This is a genomic window from Chryseobacterium sp. MYb264 (assembly GCF_035974275.1).
In the GTDB taxonomy this organism is placed as follows: domain Bacteria; phylum Bacteroidota; class Bacteroidia; order Flavobacteriales; family Weeksellaceae; genus Chryseobacterium.
Genome location: NZ_CP142422.1, coordinates 3,246,420 through 3,270,131, shown reverse-complemented (window position 1 = coordinate 3,270,131; position 23,712 = coordinate 3,246,420). Strand labels below are relative to the sequence as shown.

25 protein-coding genes are annotated in these 23,712 nt (G+C 36.6%); 13 read left to right on the top strand and 12 right to left on the bottom strand.

Annotated features, from left to right (window positions below):
- Positions 1-341: 341 nt before the first annotated feature.
- The 5 genes from VUJ46_RS14075 to VUJ46_RS14055 all read right to left on the bottom strand — a co-directional run bounded on the left by VUJ46_RS14075 (position 342) and on the right by VUJ46_RS14055 (position 3,922).
- Positions 342-812, bottom strand: a complete 471-nt coding sequence (locus tag VUJ46_RS14075) for a DUF6702 family protein (RefSeq protein WP_326981378.1) — start codon at positions 810-812, stop codon at positions 342-344.
- A 58-nt stretch (positions 813-870) separates the two neighbouring features.
- Positions 871-1,623, bottom strand: coding sequence for a TIGR00730 family Rossman fold protein (locus VUJ46_RS14070; protein ID WP_442784933.1), 753 nt, complete (start codon positions 1,621-1,623; stop codon positions 871-873).
- Between the two features lie 6 nt (positions 1,624-1,629).
- Positions 1,630-2,343 carry a nucleotidyltransferase family protein gene (locus VUJ46_RS14065; RefSeq protein ID WP_326981377.1) on the bottom strand — a complete coding sequence of 238 codons (714 nt, stop codon included), beginning with the start codon at positions 2,341-2,343 and terminating at the stop codon, positions 1,630-1,632.
- A gap of 91 nt (positions 2,344-2,434) precedes the next feature.
- A complete protein-coding gene (locus tag VUJ46_RS14060) occupies positions 2,435-2,845 on the bottom strand; it encodes a RapZ C-terminal domain-containing protein (protein ID WP_326981376.1) in 411 nt (136 codons plus the stop codon).
- 54 nt (positions 2,846-2,899) lie between these two features.
- Positions 2,900-3,922, bottom strand: coding sequence for an aminoglycoside phosphotransferase family protein (locus tag VUJ46_RS14055; RefSeq protein ID WP_326981375.1), 1,023 nt, complete (start codon positions 3,920-3,922; stop codon positions 2,900-2,902).
- A gap of 48 nt (positions 3,923-3,970) precedes the next feature.
- On the opposite strand from VUJ46_RS14055, the gene xrtF reads away from it, so the two are divergent.
- The 3 genes from xrtF to VUJ46_RS14040 all read left to right on the top strand — a co-directional run bounded on the left by xrtF (position 3,971) and on the right by VUJ46_RS14040 (position 6,481).
- Positions 3,971-4,501 (top strand): exosortase family protein XrtF, encoded by a 531-nt coding sequence (gene xrtF / locus VUJ46_RS14050; RefSeq protein ID WP_326981374.1) that lies wholly within the window; start codon positions 3,971-3,973, stop codon positions 4,499-4,501.
- Positions 4,488-4,931 (top strand): exosortase F system-associated membrane protein, encoded by a 444-nt coding sequence (locus VUJ46_RS14045; protein ID WP_326981373.1) that lies wholly within the window; start codon positions 4,488-4,490, stop codon positions 4,929-4,931. Before xrtF ends, VUJ46_RS14045 begins: the two co-directional genes overlap by 14 nt.
- Before the next feature lie 209 nt (positions 4,932-5,140).
- Entirely contained in the window at positions 5,141-6,481 is a 1,341-nt protein-coding gene (locus VUJ46_RS14040) for an IS5 family transposase (RefSeq protein WP_326981209.1), read from the top strand.
- 157 nt (positions 6,482-6,638) lie between these two features.
- On the opposite strand, the gene VUJ46_RS14035 is transcribed toward VUJ46_RS14040, so the two are convergent.
- From VUJ46_RS14035 to VUJ46_RS14020, 4 genes are all read right to left on the bottom strand, one after another.
- Entirely contained in the window at positions 6,639-6,983 is a 345-nt protein-coding gene (locus VUJ46_RS14035) for a hypothetical protein (RefSeq protein WP_326981372.1), read from the bottom strand.
- Positions 6,976-9,027: a S9 family peptidase gene (locus VUJ46_RS14030; protein WP_326981371.1), complete on the bottom strand. Its 2,052-nt coding sequence runs from the start codon at positions 9,025-9,027 to the stop codon at positions 6,976-6,978. Before VUJ46_RS14030 ends, VUJ46_RS14035 begins: the two co-directional genes overlap by 8 nt.
- A 162-nt stretch (positions 9,028-9,189) precedes the next feature.
- On the bottom strand, positions 9,190-9,930 hold the full coding sequence (locus tag VUJ46_RS14025) for a uroporphyrinogen-III synthase (protein ID WP_326985103.1): 741 nt from the start codon (positions 9,928-9,930) through the stop codon (positions 9,190-9,192).
- Between the two features lie 12 nt (positions 9,931-9,942).
- Entirely contained in the window at positions 9,943-10,611 is a 669-nt protein-coding gene (locus VUJ46_RS14020) for a DUF4271 domain-containing protein (RefSeq protein WP_442784932.1), read from the bottom strand.
- 76 nt (positions 10,612-10,687) lie between these two features.
- On the opposite strand from VUJ46_RS14020, the gene VUJ46_RS14015 reads away from it, so the two are divergent.
- The 4 genes from VUJ46_RS14015 (at position 10,688) to VUJ46_RS14000 (ending at position 14,129) form a co-directional block, all read left to right on the top strand.
- Entirely contained in the window at positions 10,688-11,404 is a 717-nt protein-coding gene (locus tag VUJ46_RS14015; RefSeq protein ID WP_326981369.1) for a polyprenol monophosphomannose synthase, read from the top strand.
- On the top strand, positions 11,401-11,772 hold the full coding sequence (locus tag VUJ46_RS14010) for a DUF4296 domain-containing protein (protein ID WP_326981368.1): 372 nt from the start codon (positions 11,401-11,403) through the stop codon (positions 11,770-11,772). Before VUJ46_RS14015 ends, VUJ46_RS14010 begins: the two co-directional genes overlap by 4 nt.
- 5 nt (positions 11,773-11,777) lie before the next feature.
- Positions 11,778-12,911, top strand: coding sequence for a tRNA guanosine(34) transglycosylase Tgt (tgt, locus tag VUJ46_RS14005; protein ID WP_267405716.1), 1,134 nt, complete (start codon positions 11,778-11,780; stop codon positions 12,909-12,911).
- Positions 12,912-13,016: 105 nt separating this feature from the next.
- On the top strand, positions 13,017-14,129 hold the full coding sequence (locus VUJ46_RS14000) for an LptF/LptG family permease (protein WP_326981367.1): 1,113 nt from the start codon (positions 13,017-13,019) through the stop codon (positions 14,127-14,129).
- Here VUJ46_RS14000 and VUJ46_RS13995 read toward each other — a convergent pair.
- Positions 14,123-14,839: a biotin--[acetyl-CoA-carboxylase] ligase gene (locus VUJ46_RS13995; protein ID WP_326981366.1), complete on the bottom strand. Its 717-nt coding sequence runs from the start codon at positions 14,837-14,839 to the stop codon at positions 14,123-14,125. The genes VUJ46_RS14000 and VUJ46_RS13995 overlap by 7 nt on opposite strands.
- A gap of 86 nt (positions 14,840-14,925) precedes the next feature.
- Here VUJ46_RS13995 and rsfS point away from each other — a divergent pair, with 86 nt between their 5' ends.
- From rsfS to VUJ46_RS13965, 6 genes are all read left to right on the top strand, one after another.
- Entirely contained in the window at positions 14,926-15,294 is a 369-nt protein-coding gene (rsfS, locus tag VUJ46_RS13990; RefSeq protein WP_326981365.1) for a ribosome silencing factor, read from the top strand.
- A 16-nt stretch (positions 15,295-15,310) separates the two neighbouring features.
- Positions 15,311-17,326: an ATP-dependent zinc metalloprotease FtsH gene (gene ftsH, locus VUJ46_RS13985; protein ID WP_326981364.1), complete on the top strand. Its 2,016-nt coding sequence runs from the start codon at positions 15,311-15,313 to the stop codon at positions 17,324-17,326.
- A gap of 138 nt (positions 17,327-17,464) precedes the next feature.
- The gene (locus VUJ46_RS13980; RefSeq protein WP_326981363.1) at positions 17,465-18,046 is read left to right on the top strand and encodes an LUD domain-containing protein; all 582 of its coding nucleotides are present in this window, start codon (positions 17,465-17,467) and stop codon (positions 18,044-18,046) included.
- Between the two features lie 25 nt (positions 18,047-18,071).
- On the top strand, positions 18,072-18,944 hold the full coding sequence (locus VUJ46_RS13975; RefSeq protein WP_326981362.1) for a phosphatidate cytidylyltransferase: 873 nt from the start codon (positions 18,072-18,074) through the stop codon (positions 18,942-18,944).
- A complete protein-coding gene (locus tag VUJ46_RS13970; protein ID WP_326981361.1) occupies positions 18,944-19,597 on the top strand; it encodes a phosphatidylserine decarboxylase family protein in 654 nt (217 codons plus the stop codon). Before VUJ46_RS13975 ends, VUJ46_RS13970 begins: the two co-directional genes overlap by 1 nt.
- Before the next feature lie 233 nt (positions 19,598-19,830).
- Positions 19,831-21,171: an IS5 family transposase gene (locus VUJ46_RS13965; RefSeq protein WP_326981209.1), complete on the top strand. Its 1,341-nt coding sequence runs from the start codon at positions 19,831-19,833 to the stop codon at positions 21,169-21,171.
- 152 nt (positions 21,172-21,323) lie between these two features.
- On the opposite strand, the gene VUJ46_RS13960 is transcribed toward VUJ46_RS13965, so the two are convergent.
- Together VUJ46_RS13960 and VUJ46_RS13955 are read right to left on the bottom strand one after the other, a co-directional pair.
- The gene (locus VUJ46_RS13960) at positions 21,324-21,671 is read right to left on the bottom strand and encodes a DUF1801 domain-containing protein (RefSeq protein ID WP_326981360.1); all 348 of its coding nucleotides are present in this window, start codon (positions 21,669-21,671) and stop codon (positions 21,324-21,326) included.
- Between the two features lie 91 nt (positions 21,672-21,762).
- Complete coding sequence (locus tag VUJ46_RS13955) at positions 21,763-23,601, bottom strand: ABC transporter ATP-binding protein (RefSeq protein ID WP_326981359.1); 1,839 nt, start codon at positions 23,599-23,601, stop codon at positions 21,763-21,765.
- Positions 23,602-23,712 lie beyond the last annotated feature (111 nt).

Here is a 23,712-nt window from a genome sequence, read left to right as displayed (position 1 = left end):
ATTTATAGATCAGGTTTAACCCGACACTACTGATATTTAACCCCTTCGTTTTTTTTAAGATAAATTCAAAAAGAAAACAGTGTAAGTTGCTGCAGATTTTCACAGATGATTCGGTTGATTTTTTTTATGGTTTGATTCTTATAACCGATATAGTGTTTTGGTAAACCACATAAAGGAAATGATTAAAAGATTTGATGGATTTAATGTTCCGTATCTGATGTTTGGTAAAATTTGAAGGTACTGTATTTAAAGGATAGGACTTTGAATTTAATTCAATGAAAAACCTGCCTTAAAACTAAGGCAGGCTTTTTACCTTCATGCTTTATTAACATGTAATTATCTTAAAAAGAAACTTCATTCACTTCTTTCCCGCGTTGAAAATTCATGGTTTTCTGACTTCCTTTATAAGCGATATTGACAAGATTAATCTGCTTAGGAAATGCGCTCAGAAGAATCGTGTTCTTAATCTTCAGGGTACTGATATCGGAGATACCACCTGTTTCAAAATATACCCATACCGTTTCCCCGCTTACCTGGCTTCCTGTGAAAGTGATGGTTTTGGGAGAACCGTTAACATACACGTCAAAATTATTATTAACGTACTTCTTTACTTCTGCTTCAAATCCTGCAGTATTTGGATTGATCTTGATGGCATCTGAAATGTGACCGGTATTCATCTTTGTGGTAAACTTCAATGTCTTGCTTCCATCAATATAATCCACTTTTGTCATTGAAGAGAAAAAGTCTACATACATAAAACTCATTAACACAAAAAATGTTAAAATTCCTGATATATATAAAAGTTTTTTCATCTTAATTAATAGATTTACAATCATCTTTGTTAGGTTCAAATGTCAAATAATATGCCAATTAAAAGTTTACATTCACTGAATACTTATCGTAAAAGGCTTTGATATGTGCCACCGCCTCATCTGCGGTATCTACCACGCGATAAAGATCCAGATCATCTTCGTGGATCATCCCTTCTTTCAGTAAAGTTTCTTTAAACCAGTCTAATAATCCGCTCCAGAATTCTGAGCCAACCAGTACAATCGGAAACTTTCCGATTTTATTGGTCTGAATCAGGGTTAAGGCCTCCGTAAGCTCATCAAGGGTACCAAATCCTCCGGGCATGACCACGAAACCTTGAGAGTATTTTACAAACATTACTTTCCTGACAAAAAAATAATCAAAATTCATTGAGTATGATTTGTTGATATAAGGATTAAAATGCTGTTCAAAGGGAAGGTCAATATTTAATCCTATGGATTTCCCCTGCGCATTAAATGCTCCCTTATTTCCTGCTTCCATAATTCCCGGGCCGCCACCGGTGATGATTCCAAAGCCAAGCTTGGTAATCTTTTCGGCAATTTCTACGGCCATTTCGTAATATTGGCTTTCCGGTTTTAGTCTTGCAGAACCAAATATAGATACACAAGGGCCTATCTTAGCCAGCTTTTCATAACCGTCTACGAACTCTGCCATCACCTTGAAAACCATCCAGCTGTCCTTAGTGATTGTCTCGTCCCAGGTTTTTTGTCTTAAACTGTTATGTAGTTTTGTTTCGTTGCTGTCCAATTCAGGATTTACCAGACTTTCATCTCTTTCATTCATTTCCATCATAGGTTTTTATTTAAAATATTTTTCGGCTTCTGTTACAGACTCTGGCCTTCCGACGTCAATAAGGATACTTTGATGAACAAAGCCATGGATATGCTCAGTTTGCATCAGATCCAGATATTCCTCCATTACAGAAAATTTACCGGTTCTTTTAATCTTATTAAAAATTGAAGGATTAATGCAGTGTACACCGCTGAAGGCAAGTGCCCTGAAACCTTTATTGAATTCGGCAAGCCTCTGTTCTCCGGTGGTTACATTCATCCATCCTCTTAAAACCATTTCCTCATTAAAAAGAAGTTTTCTTGAACTTTCTCTTTCAGAAACGGCTAAAGTAGCAAAATCTTTTATCTTTTTATGATAATTTACCAATGCATGAATATCAATATCGGTTAAGATGTCTGCATTCATGATCAGGAAATCTTCTCCAAGATCAAGAAATCTTCTAGCAAAAATCAAGCCGCCTCCGGTTTCCAGCAATTCCTGACTTTCATCAGAGATTTCTATTTTACAGTTGAAATTATTGTTTTGCTTTAAAAAATCAACAATTTGATTTCCAAAATGATGAATGTTGATCACAAAGTCGGTAATTCCGAAACTTTTGAGATAAGTAATATTTCTTTCCAATAGAGGAATTCCGTTTACCTTCGCGAGAGCTTTCGGATGGTGGTCTGTGAAAGGTTTTAATCTTGTTCCTTTTCCTGCTGCAAAAATAAGAGCCTTCATATAATATAGATAATGAATAATAGTATAAGTGGTAAAAGAAGAATATTTACTTCGTAAAATCCGGTAACAACACAAGTGAAAATGAGACCTGCTACAGGTTATTAAGTTGTGGCTGTTCGTCGTGGTGTATCGTGATGTACGTGCCTTCGGGATATTTTTCCTTTATAAATTCTGCTGTTTTAATGGCTGAATACACGGAGCGGTGCTGTCCGCCGGTACATCCAAAGTTGATCTGAAGGTTTTCAAAACCTCTGTCAAGATAATTATCAATAGTGATGGACACTATATTCTTAATAAGATTAAGGAATACTGGCATTTCAGTTTTTGTTTCCAGATATTCCTGTACTCCTTGATCATTTCCCGTCTGACTTTTGTATTCTTCAATTCTTCCTGGGTTTAGAATTCCCCGGCAGTCAAAGGCAAAGCCTCCTCCGTTTCCTGATTCGTCTTTTGGAATTCCGCCTTTTTTGTACGAAAAGCTATGGATGTCAATGTGTAACATTTTTTATTTCTATTTAATTTTTTTATTCTCTTTTCTACCGAAAACCGAAGTCTTTCAGACCGGTTCAATGATATCTTTAATTTTGAGACGTGTTTTTTCAGACTGTAATTGTTCGATCACTTTTTGAAGCTCAGGATATTTTTTCATCTGATCCCAGGTCTTTGAAAATGCCGTCAGATTGTCAATTCCTTTACCTATACTTCCTATAAAATGGTTTTTCTTTTGGATAAGCCCTCTGAAACCGTAGGCTCCGAGAACCTGCAGGAACCTCATCAGCTGCAGGGGAGCTATGGATTGCTGAAGCTGAGTCCTGGTTGTATCGCTCTCAAACTGATGAATATAAAAATATAACATTTCTTTTTTCAGATCTTCACTGAAGTTGGCCTTTGCCTGAAATAAAAAAGAAATAACATCATACATCAGTGGTCCTTTCATAGCAGACTGGTAATCGATAAAAGAAACCTGATGCTGGTCATTCACCATGATATTTCTCGACTGGAAATCACGGATCATAAGCCCTTTCGGTGCGAGGCTTTCAATGAGAAGGACGATACTTTTAAATTCCTTTAGAAGAGTAGATTTATGATATTCCAGTTCCAGTACATCGGCTACAAAATTCTTAAAATAATAAAGATCATGAGTTACCGGAAGTTCATCATACGATTCATATTCAAAAGTCAGGGTAAAGTCTATTTTGTTTTGTGTTTCAGTTTGCAGCTGATACAGTTTTCTTAACGTTTCCTTGACCAGAGACCGCACCTTTTCGCTTTCCCCCTCATTGGCGATAACTTCTGAAAGGGTGTGGTTTCCGAGGAATTCCTGTATGTATATTTTCCGGTCAGCGGAAACTGCAAAAATTTGCGGGGTATTGAGCTGAAGACTGGAGAAAACTGCTGAGTAATAGAGAAAACTTTCGTTCTCCTGAATGTTCTCGTTATAGGTAATAATATACTCTTTATTGTCACATTTAGCCCGAAAATTTACCCTTGCGGAGCCGCTTTGAGCCAAAATAATAAATTCAGAAGATTCTTTGCCTGTATAATTTTCAAAAAATCGTTGTGCGTATTCGGAAATCATAGTAGCAACAAATATAGTAATTTACAGCTGAATTTTTATATTTGCAATATGCTAAAGGACTTTAAACCGGTATTGGGTACTTTGTTGAGATTTATTGCCATCTATTTGGTGCTGCTTTTTGGATATCAGTTTTATCTCAATACTTTTCAGCCAAAGGGTCTGGATCCTTTTTCCAGACTAATTGCAGGCCAGGTACAGCATGTGCAGAATGCCTGTGGTTATCCTACGCAGCTTTTTAATGATGTAAAAGGCGAGCAGGTATGGTTTTATGTGAAAAATGGATACTCCTCGAGAATGGTCGAAGGATGCAATGCAGTTTCTGTGATGATTCTCTTTTTAGCTTTTGTTTTTGCCTTTTACAAGGGAAGTAAAACTTTTATATTTGCGCTGTCAGGTCTTATTGTCTTGTATATTATGAATGTGCTAAGGATTGTAGGGCTCAATATTGTGGTGACAGACTTTAAGCAATATGATAAAATATTTCATGACTATATTTTTCCGGCTGTCATCTACGGGACCGTGGTGTTGCTTTGGCTGGTATGGATTAAATTTTTTGCTTTGAAAAATGAAAATACTTAGTTGGTTTTTTATCATTGCAGCCTTGATAGGGCTTGTAGGGGTAAGGGTTTTTGAAGATCGCCTCTTCTATGACCCTTTTCTTGATTATTTCCATGAAGCCAGCAAAAATATGAATTTTCCCTCTTTTCAATGGGGTAAACTTATTATTGGGCATTTTTTCAGGTTTTTTCTGAATCTGTTTTTTTCCTGTGTTGTTATCCATTATCTATTTAAAAAAAAGCAATGGACTGTCCAGGGAGGTTTCCTGATACTTATTATATTCCTGATTACTTTTCCCATTTATTTATACTGTATTTCATCAGAGTTCGAAATTGGCTATCTGTTTTCTTTTTATATGAGAAGGTTTGTGATCCAGCCTCTCATTTTATTGTTGATTATTCCTATGTTTTATTACCGGCAAAAAATAGAGCAGGACCAGAGGAAAGGATAAAACCGATAAGTGAATAAAAATCAGAGAAGGGTATATCTGGCAGTGAAGTGTGCTGTGTTTTCCCGATTTTTATATTCTTTCAGAATAAATAGTCATTCCTTAAAAACCAAGTAATATTTTGATTATCAGTTTTATGCACTTATATTTCGTAAAAAATCGTTGTAAAAAATTGCAATAAATTGTATTTTTAGGATATAAAAAGTGGCAAAATGTTAGGCAAAATAAGAGAGGATTTACAGCAGAATTTATTCAAGACCAGGCTTACGGAGCTTATTAATATGGAGCATCCGGTGGTAAAATTAGCTGGGGAGATTTCCTGGGATAAAATGGAGTCAGAGTTTGAGAAATTATTTTCAGAAAACGGAAGACCTTCTATTGCTATCCGTAAAATAGCAGGAATGCTTTTGCTCAAGGAAATGTTTAAAGAAAGTGATGAAAGTGTAATAGAGAGATGGATTGAGAATGCGTATTGGCAATATTTTACCGGAGAAACCTTTTTCCAGACAGAGCAGCCTTTCGATCCGAGCAATTTTGTACACTTCAGAAAAAGAATTGGAGATAAGGGTTTGGAATTTCTTTTGGGACAAAGCGTTTCTCTCCATCCCAAAGCCAAAACAGAAGATGAAGTTCAGGTAGATACGACGGTTCAGGAGAAGAACATTACCTTTCCTACCGATGCCAAATTAGCAAAAAAAGTAATCGACAATTGTAGAAAAATAGCAGAAAAAGAGAGCGTTGTACAAAGACAAAGCTACAGAAGAGTGAGCAAACAATTATTGCGGGACGCTTTTTTTGGACATCATCCCAGAAGACAGAAGAAGGCAAAAATGGCGAGGAAAAAGCTCAGGACGATTGGTAAAAGAGTTCTTCGGGAATTGGAAAGAAAACTTCCTAAAGATGTTTTGAAAGGCTACGAAGACGTTTTTAAAATTTACCTTAAAGCACTCACCCAAGAACGTACCACGAAAGATAAAATTTACAGTCTTCACGAGCCACAAGTTGCGTGTATTGCGAAAGGAAAATCGGGAAAAGCATACGAGTTTGGGACAAAAGTAGCAGTAGTAAGAGGTCGGAAAACAGGGATCATCAGCTCGGTAAAGAGATTTTCTGGCAATCCTCACGATAGTAAAACTCTTGAAGAATCATTGGCACAGAGTGAGAGGGTAAGAAAATCCGTTGGCGGAACAAGACCTACGAAAGCCACTACAGACAGAGGATTTAAAGGAATCAAAGAAGTGGAAGGAACAGCAATTTTGCTTCCCGCAAAAAAAGAAAAAACAAAATATGGGCAACAAGTAGCCAGATTAAGATTCCGGGCAAGAGCAGCCATAGAACCTTGTATCTCTCATTTAAAAAGAAACCACTCCTTAGGATTAAACTTCCTGAAAGGAGTGGCTGGAGATATTAATAATGCATTATTAGCAGGGATTGGATACAATTTGAAGATGAGATTGAATCAAATCAAACAACAAATTCTTCTTTGGCTCGAACTTGTTCTCCGAATCTTTTTAGGCAAATATAATTTTCAAAGTCAAAAAACAGCTTTTTAAGGAGCGACTAAATAGTTTAAAAGCTCAAAGTTAAAATATCCGTTGAAAAATCTTAAAAATAGGAATTGGGCTCAGATTTTTCAACGGATATTTTACGTTCGTTAGCTGGTCTTTTGTTGATTATATCAGGGAGATGACTCTGGGTGAGTGGCTTATTTTATATAAGTTCTTCATCCTGAAAATACTGAATAATTGCCTTCTTCATCAGAATCTGCTGCTCATTCGGTTTTAGTTCAGGGAGTGGCTCCAGTTCCTCCCAATGGGGGTATCCGTCATCATCGTAATGCGAAAATTTATAATATCCAAAGGGTTCCAGGAGTCTGCAAACGGAAATGTGAATAAGGTTAACTTTGTCATCTTTCGTAAATTTCTGCTGGCCGGTTCCCAGTTCCTGAAGTCCTATTAAGAACAAATATGTTTCAATAGGCGCATCTTTTTCGGTATCAAAATTTTCGATGAAAAAATGTTGTACTTTTTTCCAGTATTCTGCCTCGTTAATCATCTTTTTTATCTTCTAATTTTAATAAAAATGCATATTCCAACGCATCTTCTTTTAATGATTCAAATCTTCCGCTCGCACCACCGTGTCCTGCGCTCATGTCGGTTTTGAAAATTAATAGATTATCGTCCGTTTTCAGCGCTCTTAATTTGGCTGTCCATTTTGCCGGCTCCCAATATTGAACCTGGGAGTCATGTAGCCCGGTAGTAATTAAGGTGTTTGGATACTCTTTCGCTTCTACATTGTCGTAGGGCGAATATTCTTTCATATAATGATAATATTCTTCGTCGTTCGGATTTCCCCATTCATCATATTCTCCAGTAGTTAAAGGGATTGTTTCATCCAGCATGGTTGAAACTACATCTACGAAGGGAACTTGTGCTACAATCCCGTTGAATAATTTCGGTTCATAGTTCATAACAGCTCCCACCAGCAATCCTCCGGCACTTCCGCCCATGGCGTATAAATGTTTGGAGGAAGTGTAATTTTCTTTAATTAAAAATTTTCCGGCATCAATAAAATCGAAGAATGTATTTTTCTTAGACAACATTTTTCCGTCCTCATACCATTCTCTTCCCAGATATTCTCCTCCTCTGATATGAGCAATTGCATAGATAAATCCACGGTCTAAAATCGATAGTCTTACATTTGAAAAGCTTGCATCAACCGTATGCCCGTAACTTCCATAACCATATAAAAGCAGAGGAGTATCTGCAGATTTTTGGGTGTCTTTATGATACACCAGAGAAATCGGAATTTTAACCTGTCCATCTCTTGAATCAGCCCACACTCTTTCCGAAATGTAATTTTCTGCAAAGAACTTTCCGCCCAAAACTTCCTGCTGTTTCAGAAGTTTGGTGGTTTGTTCTTTCATATTGTATTCATAGGTCGAGCTGGGTTGTGTTAAAGAGGTGTAGCCATATCGTAAAACTTCCGTGTCGAATTCAAGGTTTAATCCGATATAAGCGGTATACGTGGGATCAGAAAAAGGTAAGTAATGAGATTTCTGAGTTTTTTCGTCAATAATTTTAATCTGAAGCAGGCCTTCTTCTCTTTCCTCAAGAACCAAATAATTTTTAAAGATTTCAAAGCCTTCCAGTAAAACCTCCGGACGGTGAGGGATCACATCTACCCAGTTTTCGATTCCGCAATGATCAATTTTTGCTTTTACGATTTTAAAATTAAACGCATCGTCTGCATTGGTGATAATGTAAAATTCATCTTCATAATGTTCCACAGAATATTCGAGATCATCAATTCTCGGCTGAATGATCTTCCATTCTGCAAAAACATTGTCGGAAGGGATAAATCTGTGTTCATCAGAGATTGTACTTGAACTGGCAAGGAAAATGTATTCTAATGATTTGGTTTTGAAAACATTAATATCAAAAGTTTCGTCTTCTTCATGGAAAATAAGAACATCTTCCGAAGTGTCTGTTCCCAAACGATGTCTGTAAACCTGAAAAGCGCGAAGGCTCTCATCTTTCCGGATATAGAATACGTGTTCGTTGTCATTCGCCCAGACGGCTTTTCCTGTAGTATTCGGGATCTTATCGGAAAGAATTTCTCCGGTTATCAGATCTTTGAAATTGATGGTATAAATTCTTCGGCTTACATTGTCTGTGGAAAATGAAGTCAGCTTGTTATTGGGCGAAACGGCAACGCTGCCCACTTCAAAATAATTTTCACCTTCTGCGAGAACATTAACATCTAAAATAATTTCTTCTTCGCTATTTAAATTCCCGTATTTTCTGCAAAAAATAGGGTATTCTTTTCCTTCTTCATACCGGACGATATACCAATATTCATTAAAGAAATAGGGGAGAGATTCATCATCTTTTTTGTACCTCGCTTTCATTTCCTCGAAAAGATCTTCCTGAAGCTGCTCAGTATCTTTCATGATAAAATCGGCATACGCATTTTCTTCTTCCAGGTATTTTGTGACTTCAGGGTTTTCTCTTTCATTCAGCCAGAAATAATGATCCTTTCTTTGATCTCCGTGTATTTCGAGTATTTTTTCTATTTTTTTTGCCTGTGGAGCTTTCATTTGAATATTTTAATTCTTTTTATATTTTTAAAATGTTACTCAATAATAGAGGCAAAATTTAAGAACATTTTAGTCAATATTAATTTTTGTTCAAATTTAATTAAAAAAAAACCATCTTTCCTTTGTTGAAAAGACGGTTATTATATGTTTTTGTATTAAATTTTACTTATGTAATGCTTTAATATATTTTTCAAGTGCCATGGTCATGGATGGAGTTTCCTTTGTAGGCGCCATCAGATCAATAGTTAATCCAGCTTCTTCTGCTGCCGCTGAAGTGGTTGCACCAAATACACCAATCTTGGTTTCCCCCTGCTTGAAGTCCGGGAAGTTCTGCTGTAACGACTTGATCCCCTGTGGGCTGAAAAAGATCAGCATATCATAATCCGTAATGGTAATATCGGTTAAATCACTGCAAACCGTTCTGTACATAATTGCTCTGGTCCAGTCGATATTTGCGGCATCTAAGGTTCTTACAATATCCGGACTCAATACATCCGAGGAGGGTAAAAGATACTTTTCCGAAGGGAATTTTTTGAAAAGCGGAGCCAGATCTGCAAAGTTCTTCTCCCCAAAGCTGATTTTTCTTTTTCTGTAAACAATATGCTTCTGAAGATAATTCGCAATAGCTTCCGACTGGCAGATATACCTCATCGTGTCCGGAACCGCAAAACGCAGTTCTTCTGCTAATCTGAAGTAATGGTCTATTGCATTTTTACTGGTAAAGATAATACCCGTGTACTGCGTAAGATCAATCTTCTGTGTTCTCAATTCTTTGTTGTCAACTCCTTCGACGTGGATGAAAGGGCGGAAATCAATCTTTATTTTTTCCTTCTTCGCTATTTCCAGGTATGGAGACGACTCGCTAGGCGCTGGTTGTGATACCAATATAGACTTTATTCTCATCATTGACTTTTATTAAAAAAATAATAATTTCCAAAGCAACATAAGAGGTGCAATTTGGAGGGTGCAAATATACAAAAATTTATAATACCATTTTTCGGGTAAGATCTTGTTCTTGTGAAATAAATAGAAAAAAATCTTAAAAATAAATACAAAACCTGCGAAGTACAGATAATACAAAAACATTTCATTTCTGTCAATAGGGAAATAATAGTGAGTTACACAGAGAATTATTAACAAAAATGAGATTACAAAATAAAATTTGGTAGAAGTAAAATAGAAAACAGACCATTTTCTGCCGTCGCCAATACTTTGATAGAATAAAAAGCCTAATCCCGATTTTATTAAATAAAAAGCAACCACAGCAATGAATGTAAACCCAAATTTGTTCAGCTTATAGCCAAAGAGATGAAGATCTGAGACAAATTTCGGAACAATCGGAATATATTGTGACAGTAAAACGGAGATGGTAAGGGCTGTCACGCAGGAGGTAATAACCCAGCTGGGAAGGTTGTTACTGGCATCAAAATATTTTTGAAGCAAAAAGTCTCTTAGATTAGCATCTCTTTCAACAATATTCATCATAAAAATGAATAAAAAGATGCATCCCAGCAGTATAAAGATTACCCAATCATTGTTCTCAGGTATTCTTACATGGTTGATGAAGGTTTGTGATAACGGCAAAGGAATATTTTTTGCAAAATTATAGAATATTTTGTATAAAATAAAAAGGTTAAATAAACTATCTTTGCAAACTGAAATGAAAAAACTCGTCATTATCCCAACTTACAACGAAAAGGAAAATATTGAAAATATTATTTCCGCGGTTTTCGCATTGGAAGAAAATTTTCATGTTTTGGTTGTGGACGACACTTCTCCGGATGGTACAGCAGATATAGTAAAAAAAATGCAGACAGAATTCCCCCATCATTTACATCTTTCAATAAGACATGTAAAAGACGGTTTGGGAAAGGCATATATTCACGGATTTAAATGGGCTCTTGAAAATAACTATGATTATATTTTTGAAATGGATGCCGATTTTTCACACAATCCCAACGATTTACCGAAGTTATACGAAGCGTGCCTAAATGCAGATATGGCAATAGGCTCCCGCTATTCAAAAGGGGTAAATGTGGTCAACTGGCCTATGGGCAGAGTTCTGTTGTCTTATTTTGCATCAAAATATGTGAGATTTGTGTTAGGATTGCCTATTCATGATACCACAGCAGGTTTCGTATGTTTTTCAAGAAAAGTTTTGGAAGAAATAGGCTTGGATAATGTGAAATTAAAAGGATACGGTTTCCAGATTGAAATGAAGTTCAGGACATTTAAGAAAGGTTTCAGAATTACAGAAGTTCCCATTATCTTTACCAACAGAATTTTGGGTGAAAGTAAAATGAACGGAGGCATTATTCACGAAGCCGTTTTTGGGGTTTTGAATTTGAAATGGAAATCATTAATCAATAAATTATGAAAAGGCTGATATTACTTTTTGTGTTGATATCTGTATTTTCATGTACAGATTATATTGATAAACCTAAAAATCTTGTTTCTGAGGATACCATGTCAGAAATCCTGGCTGATTTGTCAATTAACGATCAGGCAAGCATTAATTTTCAGAATACCAATATGGAAGCAGGAACAAGATATGTTCTGAAAACATATAATGTAAAACCTGCCGATTTTAATGAAAGTTTTAAATATTATGTGCTGAAGCAGAAAATGAAAGGAATTACGGAGGAAGCACAAAAATTATTATTAAAAAAAGATCCAAAAGCGGAAAAATATATTCAGGATAAAACCAAGAATAACGGAGTTAATCCAACGAATTTGGAAAATTAGTTATGATGCAAAAGTTTTTTACGATAGAAAAAACCTCTGAGGGAAAGGCAAGAGCGGGAGAAATTACCACCGATCATGGTAAAATTCAAACGCCTATTTTTATGCCTGTAGGAACTGTGGCAAGTGTAAAAACAGTTCACCAAAGAGAATTAAAAGAAGACATAAAAGCCCAGATCATTTTGGGTAATACCTATCACCTTTACCTTCGTCCGGGTATGGAAACCATGCAGGATGCGGGAGGTTTGCATAAATTTATGAATTGGGATCTTCCTATCTTAACAGATTCAGGAGGTTTTCAGGTATTCTCACTGGCAAGCAGCCGGAAAATGACTGAAGAAGGCGCGAGATTTAAATCTCATATCGACGGAAGCTACCACATGTTCTCTCCGGAAAAATCGATGGAGATCCAAAGACAGATCGGAGCCGATATTTTTATGGCTTTTGACGAGTGTACACCTTATCCTTGCGAGTATAATCAGGCTAAATCTTCGATGGAGTTAACGCATCGTTGGTTAAAAAGATGTATTGAATGGACGGAAAATAATCCTGAAATATACGGTCATAAACAAAGGCTTTTCCCAATTGTTCAGGGTTCAACATATTCAGATTTAAGAAAAATTTCAGCAGAGGTTATCTCTGAAGCCGGCGCAGAAGGAAATGCCATTGGCGGACTTTCTGTAGGTGAGCCTGAAGAAGAAATGTACAGAATTACCGATGAGGTAACCGATATTTTGCCAAAAGAAAAACCAAGATATCTGATGGGGGTAGGAACGCCCTGGAATATTCTGGAATCTATTGGGTTGGGGATTGATATGATGGATTGTGTAATGCCGACAAGAAATGCAAGAAATGCAATGTTGTTTACCTGGCAGGGCGTTATGAACATGAAGAATGAAAAATGGAAGAAAGATTTTTCACCTTTGGACGAGTTTGGAACAAGTTTCGTAGACAGAGAATATTCTAAAGCTTATCTGAGACATTTATTTGTTTCCAAAGAATATCTGGCGAAACAAATTGCTTCAATTCATAACCTGGCTTTCTATTTAGATTTGGTAAAAGTGGCAAGAGAACATATTTTAGCAGGAGATTTCTACGAATGGAAGAACTCTGTTGTTCCCGTTCTTAGACAAAGACTTTAAACATAAGGAGTCCCGAAGGGACGACTTAAATTAGAATAGGATGCGAATCCTATGTTACATAATATTGATTGGCATATTTAATTTATTAGAATAAAATACGCAGAAATGCTAAAAATTGTAGACAAATATATCATTAAAAAGTATCTTGGAACTTTCAGTTTCATGCTGATATTGCTGTCTATTGTTGTTTTGGTGATTGATGTTCAGCAGAAGATTCCCAGAATTGAAAATGCGAAAGCACTCGATCCTAAAATGGATCTGATGTACTTTTTGATCCACTTTTATCCTTTCTGGATTTTGAATCTTATTGTTACATTTCTTTCTATTCTGGTTTTTATTTCTGTAATTTATTTTACCTCCAGAATGGCTAATAATACGGAAATTGTCGCTGTCATTAGTTCCGGAGCCAGTTTTCACCGGTTTGCGAGACCTTATTTGCTGACTTCGATCTTTATTGCGATGATTTCTCTTACCGTGAATCATATGGTTTTGCCCTGGGCCAATATCAAAAAGAATGCGCTTGAGGCTTATACCTATAATTCGACCAATAAAGAAAAAATTCTTGGTACGGCACCTGCCTCGGCTCAGTTAAGTAAAACGGAATATATTTTCGTTAATTCGTGGAATAAGAAAGAAAAACGGGGAACCGGTTTCGTATTCCAGAGATTTGATAAAGACAGAAGGCTGCTTTATGAGCTGAAAGCTTCCGAGGTCTACTGGGATCCGGCTAAAAAACAATTTGTCCTTAATAATTATACAGAAAAAAGCATCAATAAAGATGACTCTCAGAAGCTTGTCAACAGTTTTGAGTTGAGGAAAAATTTTGGACATTCTCCTGAAGAGTTATTCCCGAATGAACTGTTAGGACAAAATAAAACGACCCCGGAGTTGTTAAAATTTATTGAAAGAGAAAAGGATAAAGGAAATGGAAATCTGAACTCTTATTTAAATGAGCTCCATCAGAGGACTTCCATGCCGGTATCGATAATTATTTTGACATTTTTGGCGCTTTCTTTAGCTTCTCAGAAAAAACGGGGCGGGCTTGGCGTTAATCTGGCGGTGGGTATTTCTTTAGCCTTTATTTTCGTGTTCTCATTTGAGGCTTTAAAGGTAGTTTCGGAAAATAAAAGTATGACGCCCTTGGTGGCCATGTGGCTGCCCAATATGATCTTTTTTCCGATTGCTCTTGTTTTATATCTTAGAAGAGCCAATCAGTAGAGAAGTTTTATTTCTTTGTGATAAAAAGACCGTAACCCCTCTTTTTCCAGTTCAATCAGGAGTTCTCCTTTTTCATCCGCGCATTTTATAATGCCATTTTGTCGCGTTTTATTCAGTTCAAAGACGGACACTTGGTCTTTTCTGTATAAATGGTTATTAAAGCGTTCCATAATCTGTTCATCAGAAGGGATCTTATGTAGTTTTTCAGTTATGTAGCGGTGAAGATCAGCTGCGGTTTGGCTGAGGCTGAAATGTTTCCCTGTTTGAGTCAAAAGGGAGCCTGCATTGGAAACCTCTTCAAATTTTTCCTGGAGAATATTGAAGCCTGCTCCGATGATAAAATAATTATTTTCATTTATTTTCTTTTTTTCAATTAAAATTCCAACGATTTTTTTATTTTTAAGGATAATATCGTTCGGCCATTTTATTTTAACATCATTATCAGTCAAATTGGCAAGGAAATCCCTGATGAGGATTGCGGTATAATAATTGAACATAAAATCAGAGCACGTAAAATTCCCGATTTTTGCCGCTAAAGTGTAAGCTAAATTTTTTTCAGCATTGAAAGACCATGTGTTTCCATACTGTCCGCGGCCTTTCGTTTGATTGAAAGTATGTAAACCAATAAAATCGGAATTTTCATAAAGTAAAAACTCAGATATTTCGTCATTAGTAGAAGAACACTCTTTTAAATAGAACAGATGAGGCATTTAAGAAAACTTTAAGACTTTTAAAAGGGTAAAAATAAGGCTAAAGTAAAGAAAAAACAATAAATTTGCAGATTATAGATATTTTAATGAACAAAACAGCAGAAAAGCAAGCGCTAATAGATAAAATTGTTGAGGCAATCCAGGATGTAAAAGGGGAAGATATTATGATTTTCGACCTTTCGAAAATTGAAAATTCTGTAGCGGAAACATTCGTAATTTGTAGCGGAAACTCAAATACACAAGTCTCTGCATTAGCAGGAAGTGTTGAGAAAAAAGTGAGAAACGATCTCAAAGATAGACCTTGGCACGTAGAAGGAACTGAAAACTCTATGTGGGTATTGGTAGATTACGTTTCAGTGGTCGTGCATATTTTCCAGAAAGAAACTCGTGAATATTATGATATTGAAGAACTTTGGGGAGATGCAGAAATCACAAAAATTGAAAATGAATTATAAATTTTAAAAAGTATCAATGAACAATAAAGGATTTAACTGGTTTTTTCCGATTGCGATCATAGCTCTTTTGCTCTTTTTTATCCCGAATTTTTTCGGAGATAACAGTGCAAAATCTATTGACGAAGACGAGTTTTTCAAAGTCATGCAAGCCGGAAAGGTTCAGAACATTTTAATATACAAAGACACTGAAAAGGCGGATGTGTTCTTAACACAAGCTGCTAAAACGGAAATGGTAAACAAAAAAGCCAAGGAAAATGATCCGTTTTCAGCATTTGCAGTAGCACCAAAGGCAGATTATACTGTTAAATATGGTGATCTTCAGCTTTTTCTTCAAAAATTTGATCAGGTAAAAGCATCAAACGCAGGGATTAAAACAACCAAAGATTACGGAGCAGGAAAGAGCCCGTTTATGGATATATTGGTGTCTGCTTTGATCTGGATCGCGATCTTAGGTATTTTCTATTTCCTTCTTTTCAGAAAGATGGGCGGTGGAGGAGGCCCTGGAGGACAAATTTTCTCTATAGGGAAATCTAAAGCGAAACTTTTCGACGAAAAGGAAAGAATTCAGGTAACATTTAAAGATGTTGCAGGTTTAGAAGGTGCTAAAGAAGAGGTTCAGGAAGTTGTAGATTTCTTGAAGAACTCAGAGAAATATACTAAACTGGGAGGTAAAATTCCTAAAGGAGTGCTGTTAGTAGGCCCTCCGGGAACAGGTAAAACGTTATTGGCGAAGGCGGTAGCGGGTGAAGCTAAAGTTCCTTTCTTCTCACTTTCAGGTTCAGATTTCGTGGAAATGTTTGTGGGGGTAGGTGCTTCAAGAGTGAGAGATCTTTTTGCTCAGGCTAAAGCTAAATCTCCTGCAATTATCTTTATCGATGAGATTGATGCAATCGGACGTGCAAGAGGAAAAAACAATTTCTCAGGCGGAAACGATGAGCGAGAAAATACTTTGAACCAGTTGCTTACTGAAATGGATGGTTTCGGAACAGATACCAACGTTATTGTAATGGCTGCAACCAACAGAGCGGATATCCTGGATAAAGCTTTGATGAGAGCCGGACGTTTTGACCGTTCAATCTATGTAGACCTTCCTGAGCTGCATGAAAGAAGACAGATCTTTGATGTGCATCTGAAAAAGATTAAGCTTGACGATAATGTAGACAGAGAATTTTTAGCTAAACAGACACCTGGGTTCAGCGGAGCGGATATCGCCAATGTTTGTAACGAGGCGGCATTAATTGCAGCAAGAAATAATCATAACTCTGTTTCAAAACAGGACTTCCTTGATGCCGTAGACCGAATTATTGGAGGGCTTGAAAAGAAAAATAAGGCCATTAAGCCTTCTGAAAAGAAAAGAGTAGCTTATCATGAGGCGGGGCACGCTACGATTTCATGGCTGGTGGAGCATGCTTCTCCATTGTTGAAAGTGACTATTGTACCTAGAGGACGTTCTTTAGGAGCTGCATGGTACCTTCCTGAGGAAAGACAACTTACTACTACGGAACAAATGTTGGATGAAATGTGTGCTACACTGGGAGGTAGAGCTGCAGAACAGGTGATATTCAATAATATTTCAACCGGAGCGCTTTCGGATCTCGAAAGTGTTACGAAAAGAGCTCAGGCAATGGTTACAATTTACGGATTGAGCTCTAATATCGGTAATATTTCTTATTACGACAGCTCTGGACAGTCTGAATATTCTTTCGGAAAACCTTATTCTGAAGAAACGGCGAAGAAGATTGATATCGAGATTAAATCAATCATCGAAAATCAATATGAAAGAGCTATTCAGATTTTAACCGAAAATAAAGATAAGCTTGATGCTCTGGCTCATAAACTTTTGGAAAAAGAAGTTATTTTCCGTGAGGATCTCGAAGAGGTATTCGGGAAGAGAGCCTGGGATCCTGAGTTAACAGAGAAACCTGTAACAAATACAATTCCTGATACAAAGGAGCCTACAGAGGAAATTATTATAAAAGATAAAGAAGAGGAAAGCGAAATTCAGGCACCTGAAAGCCCTACTCAACTGTAATTTTACAGAGAACTTAAACATCATAAAAACCTGACAACAGTAAAATTGTCAGGTTTTTTAATATTTAAAGGGGAAATGTTGGAATGCATTGTAATTAATTCTTTATTTTTGTATAAAGTTGACTAAAAATAAATTAAGTTGAATTTATTCAAGAGGATTGTAAGCAAACTGACCAACCAGCCTGAGGAAGACGATAGACAGAGCCTGGAGAAGCTAGGGGACTCGCTGAAAAATGCGGATCTTGACTATAAGTTTGCGCAATTATTTACGCATTCGGGGGGATTTTTTAATTATTGTGCGGATGAAGCGGAGGCTCTACAGACTTTAAACCAGATCATCAAAATCGAGGGGATGAGAAATCTTTTCTGTTGGGATAAAGATCTTCAGGACTTTCTAAATGTTGTGAAGACCTCATATACTTCGGAATTGCAGTCTTCAAACGATGCGGCATTCATCTCGTGTGAATACCTTATTGCTTATGATGGTAGAATTATGCTGTCCCATAATAATATCCTTCACTATCACTCTTCAAGGCTTCCCGAAAAAATTATTATTATTGCTAATGTCTCGCAAATCGTAAGCAACCTGAACGACGCTATGAGTAAAATAAAGCGAAACGGAAATATTAAGAACCTGACCTCCATTAGCGGTGGGCAGTCGAAAATGGATACCGTATCACAAGGTAATACAAAGCTATTTTTATTGCTGCTTGAAGACTAAGCATCAACTTTCTAAATTTTAAATTTTGGACAAAAATCTTATTCAGAGAACCCTTTCGGGACTTATTTACGTTGCAGTTATTATTCTTTGTACGACTCCGCTGGGCGCACAATTAGTGAATAGTATTTCTCCGGATCTTGTCAAACAGCAATATCTGTTTTATGGTTTAATAACGATTTTACTGGCTGTTGGCTCCTGGGAGTGTGTAAAGATCATGAAATTTGGCAATGGCTACGAAAAATGGGTTGTTTTCCCTTTGATCGGGTTTATATTTTATATTTTTTCAAAAAGATATTTTCATCACGATTTTTTCTTTGACTTCAGGCTGAGTGAAATTCTGGCTTTGCTTTTAATTTTAATCGCAGCCGTTACTTTATTTAAATATCCAAACGAATTATATTTCGATAGCGGAAAGCTGATATTCACTGTAATCTACGTGGCTTTACCGTTCTGTTTTGCATTAGGATTGCCAAAGTATTCTACGTATGAAAATACTTTCACCTTAGAAGTGCTGTTCCTCTTTATATTAATCTGGAGCAGTGATACTTTTGCCTACTTGGTAGGGAAATTCTTTGGAAAACATAAAATGGCTCCGAAAATCTCCCCTAAAAAAACTTGGGAAGGATATATCGGTGGAGTGGTTTTGACGTTGATATTCTCTTTCTTCATCGAAAAATATCAACAAGACCTTCGTGGAAACTGGATGGTAGTAGGTTTCCTGGTAGCGGCTTTTGCTCCTTTGGGGGATTTGGTGGAAAGCCAGCTGAAAAGAAATTTTGCCGTAAAAGACAGCGGAAACATCATTCCCGGGCATGGTGGCGTATTAGATAGGCTGGATAGTTTTTTAATCTGCGCGCCTGTCGTATATTTGTACTTTATTTTAGAAAAATTTATTTAATGAAACTGCATAAAGAATCGAAAGGTACGATTACCGTAGCCACTATACTTTTTGTGATATTGGGTGCTTTAGCTATTTATTTCCTTAAAATGTGGTCTTTACTGATCATCATGCCGTTATTGGTGGTTTACAGTTTGGTATTTTGGTTCTTCCGGGTTCCAAATCGTAATATTCTGGAGCACAGAGAAAATGTAATCGCCCCGGTAGACGGAAAAGTGGTGATGATCAAAGAGGTAATCGAAGATGAATTCATCAAAGGAAAAGCCATTCAGGTTTCCATCTTCATGTCACCGTTAAACGTGCATATTTGCAGATACCCCGTTTCAGGAGAAGTGATTTATAAAAAATACCACCCTGGAAAATATCTGGTTGCATGGCATGAAAAATCGTCTACTGAAAACGAAAGAACAACCGTTGCTGTTCAGAGTTTAACCAATCATAAAGTGGTTTTCAGACAGATTGCAGGATATGTGGCGAGAAGAATTGTTTTCTATTGTAATGAAGGCGATCAGGCAAAAGCGGGACACGAGTTTGGTTTTATTAAATTCGGTTCCAGAATGGACGTATTTTTGCCTTTAGACACTGAAATTATCTGTAAGATCGGAGATATTACCAAAGGTGGGTTAGATGTGATCGCAAAAATGAAAGACTAAAATTTAAGCTTAAAATATTGAAAGACTGTTTCGGAAGAGACAGTCTTTTTTGTTTTGCTTAAACACAAATTACGCAAATTTTTTCACGAATGAACACGAATTGAAAAATAATTAGTCATTCCTTAAAAACCAAGTAATATTTTGATTATCAGTTTTTATGCACTTATATTTCGTAAAAAATCGTTGTAAAAAATTGCAATAAATTGTATTTTTAGGATATAAAAAGTGGCAAAATGTTAGGCAAAATAAGAGAGGATTTACAGCAGAATTTATTCAAGACCAGGCTTACGGAGCTTATTAATATGGAGCATCCGGTGGTAAAATTAGCTGGGGAGATTTCCTGGGATAAAATGGAGTCAGAGTTTGAGAAATTATTTTCAGAAAACGGAAGACCTTCTATTGCTATCCGTAAAATAGCAGGAATGCTTTTGCTCAAGGAAATGTTTAAAGAAAGTGATGAAAGTGTAATAGAGAGATGGATTGAGAATGCGTATTGGCAATATTTTACCGGAGAAACCTTTTTCCAGACAGAGCAGCCTTTCGATCCGAGCAATTTTGTACACTTCAGAAAAAGAATTGGAGATAAGGGTTTGGAATTTCTTTTGGGACAAAGCGTTTCTCTCCATCCCAAAGCCAAAACAGAAGATGAAGTTCAGGTAGATACGACGGTTCAGGAGAAGAACATTACCTTTCCTACCGATGCCAAATTAGCAAAAAAAGTAATCGACAATTGTAGAAAAATAGCAGAAAAAGAGAGCGTTGTACAAAGACAAAGCTACAGAAGAGTGAGCAAACAATTATTGCGGGACGCTTTTTTTGGACATCATCCCAGAAGACAGAAGAAGGCAAAAATGGCGAGGAAAAAGCTCAGGACGATTGGTAAAAGAGTTCTTCGGGAATTGGAAAGAAAACTTCCTAAAGATGTTTTGAAAGGCTACGAAGACGTTTTTAAAATTTACCTTAAAGCACTCACCCAAGAACGTACCACGAAAGATAAAATTTACAGTCTTCACGAGCCACAAGTTGCGTGTATTGCGAAAGGAAAATCGGGAAAAGCATACGAGTTTGGGACAAAAGTAGCAGTAGTAAGAGGTCGGAAAACAGGGATCATCAGCTCGGTAAAGAGATTTTCTGGCAATCCTCACGATAGTAAAACTCTTGAAGAATCATTGGCACAGAGTGAGAGGGTAAGAAAATCCGTTGGCGGAACAAGACCTACGAAAGCCACTACAGACAGAGGATTTAAAGGAATCAAAGAAGTGGAAGGAACAGCAATTTTGCTTCCCGCAAAAAAAGAAAAAACAAAATATGGGCAACAAGTAGCCAGATTAAGATTCCGGGCAAGAGCAGCCATAGAACCTTGTATCTCTCATTTAAAAAGAAACCACTCCTTAGGATTAAACTTCCTGAAAGGAGTGGCTGGAGATATTAATAATGCATTATTAGCAGGGATTGGATACAATTTGAAGATGAGATTGAATCAAATCAAACAACAAATTCTTCTTTGGCTCGAACTTGTTCTCCGAATCTTTTTAGGCAAATATAATTTTCAAAGTCAAAAAACAGCTTTTTAAGGAGCGACTAATTACTTTGAATTTAAAATGCGAAATTCTTATCAATAGGAACGGGCTTTAGCCCGTTTAATAAATGTAAAACCATCAGATTTGGCTTTAACCAAAATCTAAAACACTCAAATTACTGCAATCTAATACCTAAAATCTGCAACCTATCTGATATATTTCTTAACTTCATTTATCAACTCCAAAATCAATTCCACCGGCAAATCCTCCTCCATATCAATTAAGAGGATTTTAAACTTCTTTCTGCCTTCCTGAAGCAGTAAAGGATGGTCCAGCCGATCACCGTGATAAAAACTGATGTAATGTTGTTTGTGCTTTTTGCTGTAATAGAGATAGCACAACATTTTCTTTTTATACTTAAAAAACGGCAACCCGAAGCTCAGCGTTTCAGTAATATATTCTGTATCAGATTCCAGGATCTTTTTGCGTAAAAAAAGAAGAGTACTTCTCTCAGGCTCTTCGATTCTGTAGAAATACTCTTGTATTGGGTTCATTTTTTATGTTTTACTTGGTCGGAAGCAAAAAGATAATAGTGAGGCTAACATACTCCCAGCCTTTCTTCTTCTGGCTTCAAACCTTTAGATTTTAGTCGAAATTCTGGAGCTCCACCAATTTTTGATAGGTTCCTTTTTGGGCAATAAGCTCGTGGTGAGTTCCCTGTTCCACGATGTCACCTTTTTCCATTACAACGATCCAGTCAGCTTTTTGAATGGTTGAAAGGCGGTGAGCGATCACCAGGGAAGTTCTGTTTTCCATCATTTTTTCCAACGCATCCTGAACAAATCTTTCGGATTCTGTGTCCAAGGCAGAAGTCGCTTCATCCAGAATCATAATTGGTGGGTTTTTCAATACCGCTCTTGCGATAGAAACCCTTTGTTTCTGACCTCCGGAAAGCTTCCCTCCATCATCTCCGATATTAGAATCATAGCCTTGAGGAAGTCTTGTAATAAAGTCGTCTGCATTGGCAATTTTTGCGGCAGCAATTACTTCCTCTCTCGTGGCATCAGGTTTACCCATCAGAATATTATTGTAAACGGTATCGTTAAACAGCACAGATTCCTGAGTAACCATTCCTAATAACTGGCGATATTCTTTAAGCTTTAAATTTTTGATGTTGGTTTTATCGATTAAAATTTCACCTTCCGAAACATCATAAAATCTTGCTAAAAGGTTAGCAATGGTTGTTTTACCACTTCCACTTTGCCCTACAAGAGCTACTGTTTTACCTTTCGGAATGCTTAGACTAAAGTTTTTAAGAATCGTGTGGTCTCTATCGTAATAAAAACCAATATTATTAAATTCAATGGAATGATCAAGGGTTGTAATAGAAACGGGATTGGCAACCTCGTCGATTTTCACATCAGCATCCAATATATCCAATACTCTTTCCAGAGAAGCTTCTCCTTTCTGAACGTTGGAGATAGAAGAGGATAAAGTCTTAATAGGAGGCAGGATCTGGAAGAAAATTCCTAAGAAAACAAGGAAATCAGCGGGCGAAATACTTTGCTCTACGATGATTTGTTTTCCTCCGTACCAGGCGATAATTAAGAAGGTAACAGAACCCAAAAATTCGCTCATAGGCGAGGCTAATTCTTTTTTTCTGCCTAATCTGATGGAACTGTTAATCCATTTTTGCATGGACTGCATAAAACGGTTGTCCATTATTTTTTCAGCGCTGAAAATCTTGATAACTTTGGTCGATTTTAACGTTTCATCCACAATAGAGAAGATGTTTCCCATCTCGTTTTGTGCTTCGTGGGAATCTTTTTTCAGGCTTTTCCCGATCAAAGCGATCATAGTTCCCATTACTGGTAATACCAAAAGTGAGAAAAGCGTCATTTCTGTACTGAGCCAGAATAAGGTCACTAAAGTACTGATCAACATAAAAGGAGCGTTGATTAATTCAACCAAGCTTCCTAAAATATTTCCTTCCACTTCGCCCACGTCATTCGACATACGGGACATAAGATCTCCCTTTCTGCTTTCTGTAAAAAAAGAAACAGGCAAAGAAAGAATTTTTCTGTACATCGCTCCACGAAGGTCTTTGGTAACACCTACACGGTAATTGATGAGTAAAAAAGATCCCAAATATCTGAAAAGGTTTCTCAGTAAGAACATAAATGCCGTGATGATACAAAGCCATGCCAACACATTAAGTGCGCCATATTCTGTTACTAAGCTCTGAACATAATAATTGGCATATTCTTTAGCATAATCAAAGAAATCTAAAATGTCTCCGGAATATACGGGCGCGCTTTTGTATTTTTTAGCTTCAATGGTTCCGAAAAGCATTCCTAAAACCGGAAGAATCGTTCCCAGAGACGCAATCTGAAATACAGAATACATAATGTTGAAGAATAAACTTCCGTAAATGTATTTTTGATGAGGCCTCGCGAACTTTAATATTTTAATATATTGATTCATTCAATGAAAAAATTGGATAGCAAAATTACGTAATTTAAATGATAAGACGTTTTGTGTAACGTTTTACTTTATATAATAGGTGAATATTCTTTTGCTTTTGTTACAGTTTTA